We start from the raw sequence: 13,059 nt of genomic DNA, 5'->3' as shown, positions 1-13,059 counted from the left end.
TCTTAATTCTCTCTGATTGCTTTCTCAATGGTACCTACCACATCCTCGCGGACATAGGGAATCGCTTTCAGGATGGTCATCCTGACAGCCGTCCGGTCGGAAGAACCGTGCATCTTCAGCAAGGCCCCCTTGACACCCAGAATAGGCGCCCCGCCATATTCCACGTAATTGAATTCCTTCTTGATCCCTGTCAGCTGATCCTTCAGAAGCAGTGCTCCCAACTTGGACTTAGTGTTGGTCAGGAATCTCTTCTTCAACTCCCGAAGCACCATCAATCCCATGCCCTCAGTCAGTTTAATAATGGCATTTCCGGTAAACCCGTCTGTGACGATCACGTCACAGACAGCATTCTGCAGTTCTCTTGTCTCGATATTCCCGATAAAATTCAGATCGCTCTCCTTCAGGAGTGTGTACGCTTCCTTGGTGAGCGTCGTTCCCTTGTGGCTTTCTGTCCCGTTATTGACCAGGCCAACGCTGGGGTCTTCCCGATCCAGGACCTTCTCCATGTAGATGCTTCCCATCAGGCCAAACTCCAGCAGGTTCTTCGCCTTGCACTCTGCGTTTGCCCCAGTATCCACCAAAAGGGAGGGCTCATATCCGATCACCGGATACACGGTCGCCAGCGTAGGTCTGTCCACACCCTTGATCCGTCCCAGAATGAGTGTTCCGCCCGCCAGAATCGCTCCGGTGCTCCCGGCAGAGATAAACACATCGCCGATTCCTTCCTTCACCATGTTCAGTCCGATCACGATGGAGGAGTTCTTCTTGCGACGGACTGCCTTGACAGGCGCTTCGTCATTGGTGATCACGTCCTCCGCATGGACGATAGTGATCCGATCTCCCGTATATCCGTTCTTCTCCAGTGTCTGGCGGAGCAGCTCCTCCTGTCCGACGATAGTGATATCATCTTCCGGAGAAAGCTCCTCGATGGCATCAATAGCACCCTGGCAGATCGCTTCCGGCGCGTTGTCACCGCCCATACCGTCCAATATGATCTTCATATTCTCTCCTCATATCTTTCTTCCGACCGCTGTCGGCACTGGCATTTAAGGCGGAGCGAAGTTCCTGACGTGCTCGCACGTCGAGGACGAAGCGACCGCCTGCACCGAGCGTCAGGAGCTTCAGCTCCTCTGAGTTTCAGTGGGGGGATTACGAATCCCCACCGAAACCCGTAAGTGGAACCCGCCGCCTTCAGAGGCGGGCATATCTGGCGCTCGTTATCTCATAATATAACATCTTATTATATCAGATAATCTCCTTGCTTACAAGCAAAAAGAGCGCCGCATAATGCGGCGCCCCGTGGTTCGTCAAAAGTCAGAGACTATTTCTCTTCCTTTGCTTCCTCTTCCTTCTCCTTGATCAGTTCCTTGATGATGACGTCGATTCTTCTGGCAACCTCTCTGAAGTCCTCCGGACCGAATCCTCTGGTGGTCATCGGTGCGGTACCGATACGTACACCACTGGTCTGCATCGGGGAACGAGGATCTCCCGGAACAGCGTTCTTGTTCAGTGTGATGCCATTCTCGTCGCATCTTGCCTGAAGTTCCTTGCCGCTGAAAGCATAGCCTTTCAGGTCCAGCAGGAATACGTGGTTGTCAGTTCCGCCAGTGACGATCTTGTAGCCCAGTTTCAGGAACTCATCAGCAAGTGCCGCGCAGTTCTCTACGACCTTCTTCTGATATTCCTTGAATTCCGGCTTCTGTGCTTCTTCAGCAGCAACTGCCTTACCGGCAATGATGTGCTCCAGCGGACCGCCCTGTGCATATGGGAAGACTGCGCTATCGACCTTCTTGGCCAGCTCAGGCTTGGCGAAGATCAAACCGCCTCTGGGGCCTCTCAGGGTCTTATGTGTAGTTGTCGTAATGATATCCGCATAGCCGAAGGGGGATGGGTGTACGCCTGCGGCAATCAGCCCTGCGATGTGAGCCATGTCTACCATGAAGTAAGCGTCCACTTCCTTGGCGATCTCAGAAAATGCCTTGAAATCGATGATTCTGGAATAGGCACTGGCACCGGTCATGATCAGTTTCGGGTGGAGCTCATGCGCTTTCTTTCTGACGTCTTCCATGTCGATGAATCCCCTCTCATCAACATCGTAGAAGTGCATGTCATACAACTTGCCGCTGAAGTTGACCGGGGATCCGTGGGTCAGATGTCCACCGTTATCCAGGCTAAGGGACAGGATGGTGTCGCCCGGCTCCAGGATTGCCTTGTATCCGGCAAAGTTCGCCTGAGATCCACTATGCGGCTGTACATTTACATGGTAGTCAGTGTTGAAGACCTTCTTCCACTGCTGTACACAGTACTCCTCCAGCTCATCGACGAACTCGGTTCCACCGTAGTAACGGCCCTTGTTACCCATCTCTCTAACATACGGATATCCTTCCGCATACTTCCAGGACAGGCAGCTTCCGCATGCAGCCAGCACTGCCTCAGAGCAGTAGTTCTCCGACGCGATCAGCTCGACGTTGTTCTTCTGTCTGTTGTACTCCTTCTCGATCAGGCCACCGACGATCGGGGAGGTCTTCTTGATGAATTCAAAATTGTCAACGTTGTAGGTGCTGTTATCCTTACCTTCTTTGTTAAACATATGCTACTCTCCTATTACTAATCAGAATATAGAAGCAATATTTTGTTAGAATAAATTATACCAAAAAAGCCCCTGTCCGACAAGGGCTTAATACAATCTCTATACAATAATGCATCAATTTAGAGCACGTCTTTCGCAAAACGTTTCATCCGGCTCACATATTTATTTAACACGGTGACAACTACGAAACCCAGCGCGATCGCAAGCGCGATCACCAGAGCCGTCACTCCGTTCTCCCATGCCATCGCAGAATTCTGACTGACCAGACCAAACATCATGTTGTAGAGATTCCGTCCCGGAATCAAAGGGACTGCCGATGCTATCAGAAAGATCGTAGCGGGGGCTTTGTTCCTGCGGGCACACACCTCGGCATAGAAGGCGATGAAGATCGACGCCACAAAATTGCCCATGAAGTAACTGTCTGCCACCTGGAACGCGATCAGGTAGATTCCCCAGGTCATCAGTCCCCCGACACCGGAGTATGCAATTTGCTTGCCTCGGATCCTCAAGATGATGGCAAACCCTACGGATCCGAAGAAGGCAGCTGTGAGTTGTATCAGTACCTGTATCTCATTCATAGCGTACCTCCCAGGAGCACGATAGATAATGCGAATCCGCAGGCAATGGCCGCCGCTGTCATCAGCGCGTTGAAAAGTCGCAGAAGACCTGTAGCCGTATCGCCGATGAGCATATCCCGGATGGCGTTGGTCATGGCGATCCCGGGGATCAGGAGCATGATCCCGCCCATCATGATGATGTCTGCGTGCTCCCCCATGCCGATATCGACCATGAGGATCGCTGCCACCCCTGCCACAAAGGATACGGAAATATTGTAGACGAAAGAGTTGGTCTCCCTGTCCTGCAGCGCCATCTGCAGGCAGACGATCAGAAGCGCCATAAACGCCGCAGCACCCGCGTCCAGCGGTGTGCCGCCAAAGAACACGGTAAACCCTGATGCCGCAAAGATGTTTCCAACAAACGTCAGCCACAGGGGCTGCTGCTTCCGCTCCATGACCTCCTGTAACTTCTCCTGCATCACCGGCACCTCCGGCGTGTTAGCACAGACGTAGCGAGACAGATCGTTCAGGTAGTCCATCCGATCGAAATTGACGTCGTTACGAACGATCCTGCGGATATGGGTCAGGATCCTACCGTCCGGCGTTTCCACCGTGACCTGCAGGTTGGATACGATGATGAACACGTTCACCCGGTCAAACCCGTAGGCGGCACACATACGTTCCACGCTGTCCTCCACCCGGTGGATCTCCGCGCCGGCCACCACCATCTCTTCGCCGATATCCAGTATAGTTTGCAAGATCTTATCGTAATTCATCGATAATAGCTCCCCGAATGGCACCGATCAGATAGAGAGACCCCGAGAACAGGATCAGGTCGTGCTGCTCCTTCTCTTCCAGCGCGGTCTTCACCGCCGTAAACGGATCGCTGCAGGCCCGGGCCTGAGCTCCTCGCTCTCTGATCCTTGCACAAAGCCTTTCGGCCTCCAGCTTCCGATCATTCACAGGTTCTGTGACAATAAAATTATCTGTAATGGTGAGGAAGTGATCCAGTACATCCTCCACGGCTTTGTCCGCCAGAATGCCGGTGACCATGAGGATATCCCGGCCAGCAAAGTCCTGGCGGATGGTCTCAGCCAACCGACGTGCGCCGTCCTCGTTGTGCGCCCCGTCAATGATCACATAGGGATCACGTCCGAGGATCTCGAACCGTCCGATCTGCCTGGCGCGCCTGAACCCGGTCTTGATCTCTCTGGTGGTGAGCTCCAGCTTGCCCTGCTCAATCAGAAGCGTCAGTCCATAGAGGGCTGCCACCGCATTGCTCACCTGGTGCGCACCGGCCATGGTCAGTTCGACCCCTTTGTAATTATGTTCCAGAATCTCCACATCGAACAGGCTGCCGAACGCATCCTGCCGCTTGACCCGTGGCTGCACCAACGTAGCATCAAACAGCGGTGCATCCAGCTCGTGGGCCCGCTTGCGGAACACAGCAAGCGCCTCCGGCCTCTCTGTATTTACCACCACCGGGCATCCCCGCTTGATGATCCCCGCCTTCTCAAAAGCGATCTCAGGGATGGTCTCCCCCAATCTGTCCATGTGATCCAGGGAAATGGAAGCGATGATGCAGCAGAGCGGATGCTTCACCACATTGGTGGAATCTCCTCTGCCGCCCAGGCCCACCTCCAGCACCACGTAATCGCAACCCTTGCGCGCGAAATACAGAAGTGCCATAGCGGTGACTACCTCGAATTCCGTTGGCGACTCATAGCCTTCGGCCTTCATCTCATCGGCTTTGTCACAGACCAGATTTGCGATCTCCTCCAGATCATCGTCGGCGATGTAGGCGCCGTCATACTCGATCCTCTCGTTGAATACTTCCAGATAAGGGGAAGTGAACAGGCCAACATGGTAGCCTCCCTCCCGCAGCGCCTCGTAGACGTATCTGCATATGGAGCCCTTCCCGTTGGTTCCGGCCACATGTATAACATCAAGACACTCCTCGGGATGTCCGAGTTTCCCGAGGAGCACTTCCATTCTGTCCAGGCCGAGAACCACACCAAACGTAAGATACGAGTGCACTCTCTCCAATGCCTTCATTTACTTATTCACCTTTCCTTCGATCTGTGTAAGCTGCTGAACGACCTTCTCTAACATCTCAGAATACTTGGCCATCTTGGCTTTCTCCTCGTCCACTACCTTCTGGGGTGCCTTGGACACAAATCCCTGGTTGGCCAGTTTCTTCTCTACGCGCTGAACTTCCTTGGTGAGACGATCCTTCTCCTTGGCGAGACGTGCGAGTTCTGCTTCCATATCCACCAGTTCCTCCAGTGGCACAAAGATCTGCGCACCGGCGATGACCTTGGACATGGAATCTTCCGGTGCATCGGTTTTCTGTCCGGTGAATGTGATCTCAGTGATATTGGCCAGATCCTTGATGTAACGTTCACCGGCCTTCAGCTGCTCCATGGTCTCTCCCTCAGAAACGATCACTGCCGTCAGCTTGCGGGAAGGCGCTGCCTCGGCCTCGGCCCGGATGTTACGGACAGCCGTGACGGCCTCCATGGCTTTGTTCAGGATCGCCTCCTCTGCCGGAAAGTTCCTGGACTCACTATAAACAGGCCACGGCGCCCGGATCAGATATCCATTTGCCGGGACATTCTCATCTGTCTCGTGAGGCAGATAACTCCAGATCTCCTCTGTAATGAACGGCATGAAAGGATGCAGCAGTTCCAGCATATTCTTCAGCACCATGACCAGGACGAAACGGGCGACCTTCTTGTCTTCCTCGTCCTCTGACCACAGGCGCTTCTTCACGATCTCGATGTACCAGTCGCAGTACTCGTTCCAGATCAGGTCGTAGACACGCTGTCCCGCCAGCCCCAGATCGAACTTGTCCATCTCCTCGGTGACGTACTTCGCTGCGTCGTTAACACGGCTGATCATCCACTTATCCTCGTCCCGCAGGGCGATACGGCTGAAATCGTTGGTGTCGCAGCAGGCTCTGCCACAGCAATCATCACAGCACTTGGCCAACGGAAGGAAGTTTCCCTCCTCATCCTGAAGATTCATGATGACGAATCTGGATGCGTTCCAGAGCTTGTTGGCGAAGTTACGGGCAGCCAGGATCCTCTCCTCCAGGTAACGCATGTCATTGCCCGGGGTGATGCCGGTCACCAGCATGAACCGCAGCGCATCTGCGCCGAATTTGTCGATCTCCTCCAGCGGATCGATACCGTTGCCAAGAGATTTACTCATCTTGCGGCCCTGCGCGTCTCTCACCAGTCCGTGCACAAAGACGTACTCGAACGGTGGCTCTTCCACCGCCTCACAGGCTGCGAAGACCATGCGAACGATCCAGAAGAAGATGATATCGTATCCGGTCACCAGTACGTTGGTAGGATAGAAATACTCCAGTTCCGGTGTCTTCTCCGGCCATCCCAGCGTAGAGAAAGGCCAGAGTGCGGAGGAGAACCAGGTATCCAACACGTCCTCGTCCTGCTTCAGGTGCTTGCTTCCGCACTTGGGGCAGACGGTGGGGTCTTCCATGTCCACGATCACCTCACCGCAGTCCTGGCAGTACCAGGCAGGGATCCGGTGTCCCCACCACAGCTGACGGGAGATGCACCAGTCGCGGATCTCGTATAGCCAGCGCAGATAGGTCTTCTGGAATCTCTCCGGTACGTGCTTCAGCTTGCCGGATTCCGCCGCCTCGATGGCCGGCTTGGCCAACTCTGCCATGGAAACGAACCACTGATCAGAGAGCATGGGCTCAATGACGGTGTGGCAGCGATAGCACTCGCCCACTGGAATGACCATGTTCTCGGTCTTCACCAGATAGCCGGCTTCCTCCAGGTCCGCGACCCACTGCTTACGGCACTCGTATCTGTCCATGCCTGCATACTTGCCGGCATACTCGTTCATGGTTGCATCCTCGTTGATGCAGGAGATGACCTCCAGATCATGCCGCTGCCCGACCTCAAAGTCGTTGGGGTCATGGGCCGGAGTGATCTTCACGGCACCGGTTCCCTTCTCCGGATCCGGATAGGGGTCGGCGATGATGGGGATCTCCTTGCCCACCAGTGGCAGAATCACCTTCTGTCCGATCATATCGGTATACTTATCGTCTTCCGGGTTCACGGCGATGGCCACATCTCCAAACATGGTCTCCGGACGGGAGGTAGCGACCACCATATCCTTGCCACCTTCTTCTGCAGCAGGATAGCGGAAGTACCAATAGAGACCATCCTTGTCCTCGTGCTCCACCTCTGCGTCAGACAAGGATGTTCCACAGGAGGGACACCAGTTGATGAGACGGTTTCCGCGATAGATCAGCCCCTTCTTGTAGAGCTTCACAAAGAAAGTCCGGACGGCCTTGCTGCAGCCCTCGTCCATGGTGAAACGTTCTCTCTCCCAATCGCAGGAGTCGCCCAGCTTACGGCACTGTCTGGTGATCCGTCCGCCGTACTCTTCCTTCCAGGCCCAGGCGCGCTTCAGGAATTCTTCTCTTCCAAGATCTTCCTTTTCCAGACCCTCTTCCTCACGGATCTTGTCCACCACCTTCACCTCTGTGGCGATGCTGGCATGGTCAGAACCCGGCAGCCACAGAGCGCTGTAGCCCTGCATCCTCTTCCAACGGATGAGCACGTCCTGGAGCGTCTGGTCCAACGCATGCCCCATGTGCAGCTGTCCCGTGATGTTCGGTGGCGGCATGACGATGGTGAAGGGCTTCTTGTCCTTGTCTATTTCGGCACGAAACGCCCCGTTCTCTTCCCACATCTTGTAGATGCGATCCTCAAAATCCTTGGGATCGTAAGTCTTGGCTAAGTTCTTACTCATTCTCTATCCTTTCTTATAAGTGTATTCTCGATGGCGCACAGTCTTTCCTCAAAAAAAGTCCTCTGCACCCAATGTGCAAAGGACGAAATATCTCCGCGGTACCACCTTGCTTCCGGTGCACAAAGCAGTGCGATCCGGCTCTCATTCAACCAACTGAACTCCGAAGCGACCTTCCGCAGTCACTGCCTTCGGCACCTCTCAGCCACGGATGCCACTCTCTGTACAGGGTTCTCTGCGTACTCCTCTTCCTCAACGTTCTATGCAATTACCCTACTATTGTAACACATATTCCAATGTATGCAAGAGGGAAATTGTGATCCCATGGAGCCCAATTTTTTCAAGAATAGTATTGACAAAACATACAGGACAATGTATTATTATTTATGTAATTTTATTCATTGCCCTCTCCGTTTTTCGAAGTATACTGGAGCTTGCTCCAGCCTTCAAAAACTTACGAGGCTGTTGCCTGAAAGTGTATTGATACACCCAGAGCAGCAGCCTTGTTTTTTAGACGTTACAGAAGAAAGGGCAGAAACCACAGAACCAAAAAAAGACTCTGAATCCCAATAGGTAAAAAAAGGGGGGGGCAGACGCACACGCCTTGTGTGTCTGTCCCCTTTTTCTTATTCCGCCGGGTCCTTCGCGCCCTTCAGGTAGAAGAACTCGCTCAGTCTGTTCTTTCCATCGATCAAACCGTTGTACTGAAGCTTCTTGTACTCCTCGATCTTCGGACTGACGGCTGTCTCTTCGTCCGGCTTATACATCTTGCCGGTGCTGTCTTTGTAGCAGATATCGGAGATCACCGGGACATCCTTCCGCAGATCCATCAGGTACTTATCATACCCTGTCATGGGCAGACCGGTCTGCTGCTTCAGGTACGCCTTCAGGTAGTTGGCGCTCATGTCCAGTCCCTCCTCTGCCTTGTAGTCGTAGTTGTGCCAGATGAGGAACGGTACCTGATACTTCTTCTCGATCTCCTCGATGTTCATCTTCTCTTCGCTCTTGCCGTAGAGACTGTTGTAGAAGCTGTTTCCAAGCCGTGGCTGGTGATCGCCGAACCAGATGATAATGGTCGGTTCTTTCACCTTGCTGAAGTAGTCGAACAGTTGCGGCATGGCCTCGTCGGTGATCTTGATCAGGTTCAGATACTGCTCTGCCTGCTCTTCCCGGGCGCTATTGCTGGTGATCTGTACCTTCTTCGGCTGGATCACGCCCTCAGACAGTTTGTAGCCACCGTGATTCTGGATGGTCACGTTGAACATGTAGTAAGGCAGCTTGCTCTTCTTCCGGGTCTCCTCGTAATCCTTCTCCAAAACTTCGAAGTCAAAGGCGTCTGTGGCATAAGCCCGAATAGTGTCATGATCGCCCAGATCCTCCACAGCGATGTGCTTCTCAAAACCCAGATCCGGGTAGACCAGGTTCCGGTGGTAGGAGTTCCGCATGCCCGGATGGAAAGCTGTCAATCCGGAGTAGCCTTCGGACCGCAAATCCCAGGTCATGGACGGGATCGGCTCGTTCTCTTTCATGATGCCGATATACGGCAGTGAGTGGAAGGGCAGGAACTGCATGGTGTGCCCCGTCAGGAACTCAAATTCCGAGTTGGCGGTGGAGCCGCCCAGCACGGACATGTGCAGTGTCCCCCGCACCGTGTTCTTCTTGATACTGTTGAAATACGGCATGTACGGAATGTTCGTCTCCAGTCCCTTGTGGACAGAGAGATCCGAATACGCCTCGTTCATGACCACGATAATGTTGGGCGTTTGCTTTGTGACCGCAGTCACCTTGGTCGCAGGATCGGACTGGTACCTGTCGGCAATCTCCTTCGCCGCCTCCGGCGAATACCCATCCGGCTTCTGGACCACGGAGTTGCGGGCCATGATCATGAAGGACAGATAGTATCCGTATTTCTTGTATTTCTTCTTGGGTTTGAAGTTGGTGAGACGGATGTCATGCTTCTCGATGATGTCGCTCTCAAAGATCACATAATCCACCGCATACACCCACGCGCACGCCAGCAGGATCACAGCGATTCGCTTCTTCCAGGGAAGACCCTTGTAACTCTTCAGGGAAAGGGCCAGGCAGATCCATATCGCCGAGAGCAGGATCCCCCAGAGCATGGCTTTGTTGAAGGTGAGGCTGTAGCTGCCCACCACCTGCAGGCCGGTCTCCCACGCGGTAATATCCGTGGGGATCAGCGGCGAGTTGCGGAACACCAGGAGCATATAGTTGGCCAGACCGAACAAGAAGGTGATCAGCGTCAGGATCACAGACGTGTACTTGGTCCTGTTACAGATCGCATAGACCACGAACCAGATGCATCCGATGATCATCATGTTCAGCAGCCCATCAAATCGGAACAGCAGTCGGAACACGCTGAGAACCGGCCTTCCGGAGATTTTGCAGATGATGTAGAAGGACGCAAACGGACTCAGGAAGAACATGATCCTGGAGAGGAGCACGTTCAGATTCAACGGCTTCTTGCCCTTCGGCTCACGACGTCTGTTCAGACGATCCTCCACCTTGTTCAGCGGGATCAGGATCAGCACACAGGTGAAGATCACCGCCAGGATGAAGAATGTGAACACGGTGTAGGTAAAATGCCTGTAAACGTTAGCCGCGAACAGGTGCTGCCCCGCCAGTTTCTTCCCATCCAGTGTCAGGACGTTCTCATCGTCTACCTTCTCGTTACAGAGGTAGACGTCAAATGGTGCGGTCTCGTTCAGTCCCTTGGTCTGCAGCACGACGTAATAGACGTTACCCACAGTGACCCTGGTACCCTGCTTGTTCTTGTCATTGTTCAGCCAGTTCAGTGTTCCCTTGGCGTTCAGGTCGATGGTGTCTCCGCTGAAGGAGAACCGGGTCACCGCGTTGTGCGCCACCATGTTAGTGGGCAGTTTGGCATCCACTACCTTCTTCCCATTTTCGTCCTGAATGATGACGCTTACCTCGCCGGTGCTCTTGTAACTCAGCGGGTTGTTGAAGACCAGCCGCACTTCGGAAAGTCGCTTGTCCTGAGCCACAAAGCGTTGTTTCAGGGTTTTGGTCCCCTGCATGGACAGCTTGTTCTCCGTCCGGAACTGGTAGCGATACAGATCCTGATCGGACTTCACCTTCCCTGTCGGGTGCCTGTGCTCGTCGTTCACATCCCCCTGATGGATGTAGGCCAGCTTCTCGTCATTCAGATACTGGTCATTCTTCAGGAAGTTTGATTTCTGAGACATGATAAACCCCAGTACCCCGATCAGCACCAGACACAGGATGATCTTCCATATAAAACTTCTCTTGCTCTCGTATATGTTGTCTATTTTCAAACTTTCACCTCGCAACTGCATAATGCGTATATCCAAAGAAACATTATATCAAAAAATGCAAAAAAAGCAAATCCCAATACTGCAGAGAACTGTCTCAGGTGAGACAGTTCTCTGTTCTGACGCATATTGCTTTGTCCTGTCACTACTCCTCAGACATCACCGCGCCCTTGCAGGACGGGCCAACCAGCTTGCTGTATCTGTACAGCCAGCCATGGCGGACCTTCGGCTCCGGTGCAACATAAGCGGCCCGGCGTCTGGCGAACTCCTCATCAGAAACCTGGGCATTCAGCTTACCGGCGGGGATATCGATCTCGATGATGTCTCCCTCCTGCAGCAGACCGATATTGCCGCCGCTGGCTGCCTCTGGGCAGACGTGCCCGATGGAAGCCCCGCGGCTTGCTCCGCTGAAACGTCCGTCGGTGATCAGCGCCACGGTCTTGTCCAGTTTCATGCCTGCCAGGGCGCTGGTAGGATTCAGCATCTCCCGCATGCCGGGACCTCCCTTGGGGCCTTCGTAGCGGATGACCACCACATCGCCGTCCTTGATCTTACCGGCGTAGATGTCCGCAATGGCTTCCTCCTCGCCGTCATACACACGGGCAGGTCCTGTATGGGTCAGCATCTCCGGTGCCACCGCGCTACGCTTGACCACGCTGCCCTCCTGGGCAATGTTCCCCCACATGATGGCGAGACCGCCGGTCTCACTGTAGGGATTGTCCACGGAACGTATGGCATCGGTCTTGACATATGCCTCGGCAATGTTCTCCCCTACGGTCAGCCCGCTGGCCGTGATCAGGGAAGTATCGATCAGACCCTTCTTGTTCAGTTCTGCGATCACCGCCTGAACGCCGCCTGCAGCGTTCAGGTCATGCATGTGGGTGCCGCCGGCCGGTGCCAGATGGCACAGATTCGGGGTCTTTCCACTCATTTCGTTGAAGATCTCCATGTTCAACTCCACACCGGCCTCATTGGCAATGGCCAGAAGGTGCAGCACAGAGTTGGAGGAGCAACCCAGTGCCATGTCACAGGCCAGAGCGTTGCGGATGGACTTCTCGTTGATGATCTGGCGGGCGGTGATACCCTTCTCTACCAGATTCATGATCGCCATGCCAGCGTGCTTAGCCAGCATGATCCTGCCGCTGTGGACAGCCGGAATGGTGCCGTTGCCAGGCAGCGCGATACCGATGGCTTCGCACAGACAGTTCATGCTGTTGGCGGTATACATGCCGGAGCACGATCCACATCCCGGACAGACGTTCTGTTCAAACTCCAGCAGACCTTCGTCATCGATAATATCTGCCTTCCTTGCTCCAACGGCTTCGAACATCTTGGACAAAGACGTCTCTGTACCTGCTACCACGCCGCTGAGCATGGGCCCACCGGAGCATACGACTGCCGGGATATCCAGGCGGCATGCTCCCATTACCATACCTGGCACGATCTTGTCACAGTTAGGGACCAGCACCAGCCCGTCGAACTGGTGGGCGTTGGCCATGGTCTCCACACTGTCAGCGATCAGTTCTCTGCTCGGCAGAGAATATTTCATGCCTATGTGTCCCATGGCAATACCATCGCAGACACCGATGGCCGGTACCATGATGGGGGTGCCGCCGGCCATACGTACACCGGCCTTGACGGCTTCGGTGATCTTGTCCAGATGGATGTGTCCCGGAACGATCTCGCTATGAGCGGACACGACGCCGATCAGTGGACGGTCCAGTTCTTCCTTGGTGTATCCCATGGCGTAGAACAGACTCCGCATAGGAGCACGTTCCACGCCCTTTGTTACGTTATCACTTCTTCTCAT

The 13,059-nt window shown here is 54.1% G+C and carries 8 protein-coding genes; all 8 read right to left on the bottom strand.

Annotated elements, in window-relative coordinates; all coding sequences use genetic code 11:
• Nucleotides 1-2: 2 nt before the first annotated feature.
• The 8 genes from plsX to ilvD all read right to left on the bottom strand — a co-directional run bounded on the left by plsX (nucleotide 3) and on the right by ilvD (nucleotide 13,059).
• Entirely contained in the window at nucleotides 3-1,001 is a 999-nt protein-coding gene (gene plsX, locus P156_RS0101775; protein ID WP_027868679.1) for a phosphate acyltransferase PlsX, read from the bottom strand.
• Nucleotides 1,002-1,321: 320 nt separating this feature from the next.
• A complete protein-coding gene (glyA, locus tag P156_RS0101770) occupies nucleotides 1,322-2,590 on the bottom strand; it encodes a serine hydroxymethyltransferase (RefSeq protein ID WP_027868678.1) in 1,269 nt (422 codons plus the stop codon).
• Nucleotides 2,591-2,709: 119 nt separating this feature from the next.
• Nucleotides 2,710-3,168 (bottom strand): threonine/serine exporter family protein, encoded by a 459-nt coding sequence (locus tag P156_RS12625; RefSeq protein WP_051600508.1) that lies wholly within the window; start codon nucleotides 3,166-3,168, stop codon nucleotides 2,710-2,712.
• Nucleotides 3,165-3,923 (bottom strand): threonine/serine exporter family protein, encoded by a 759-nt coding sequence (locus P156_RS12620; RefSeq protein WP_051600505.1) that lies wholly within the window; start codon nucleotides 3,921-3,923, stop codon nucleotides 3,165-3,167. The genes P156_RS12625 and P156_RS12620 overlap by 4 nt, the downstream gene beginning before the upstream one ends.
• The gene (locus P156_RS0101760) at nucleotides 3,910-5,202 is read right to left on the bottom strand and encodes a folylpolyglutamate synthase/dihydrofolate synthase family protein (protein WP_027868677.1); all 1,293 of its coding nucleotides are present in this window, start codon (nucleotides 5,200-5,202) and stop codon (nucleotides 3,910-3,912) included. Before P156_RS0101760 ends, P156_RS12620 begins: the two co-directional genes overlap by 14 nt.
• Complete coding sequence (locus tag P156_RS0101755; protein ID WP_027868676.1) at nucleotides 5,203-7,941, bottom strand: valine--tRNA ligase; 2,739 nt, start codon at nucleotides 7,939-7,941, stop codon at nucleotides 5,203-5,205. It abuts the gene before it with no gap.
• 623 nt (nucleotides 7,942-8,564) lie between these two features.
• Entirely contained in the window at nucleotides 8,565-11,252 is a 2,688-nt protein-coding gene (locus P156_RS0101750) for an LTA synthase family protein (protein ID WP_034802055.1), read from the bottom strand.
• 142 nt (nucleotides 11,253-11,394) lie between these two features.
• The gene (gene ilvD, locus P156_RS0101745; protein ID WP_027868674.1) at nucleotides 11,395-13,059 is read right to left on the bottom strand and encodes a dihydroxy-acid dehydratase; all 1,665 of its coding nucleotides are present in this window, start codon (nucleotides 13,057-13,059) and stop codon (nucleotides 11,395-11,397) included.

This window comes from Eubacterium sp. AB3007, assembly GCF_000688015.1.
Classification (GTDB): Bacteria; Bacillota; Clostridia; order Peptostreptococcales; family Anaerovoracaceae; genus Aminicella.
This window is presented reverse-complemented; position numbering and strand designations above follow the sequence as displayed.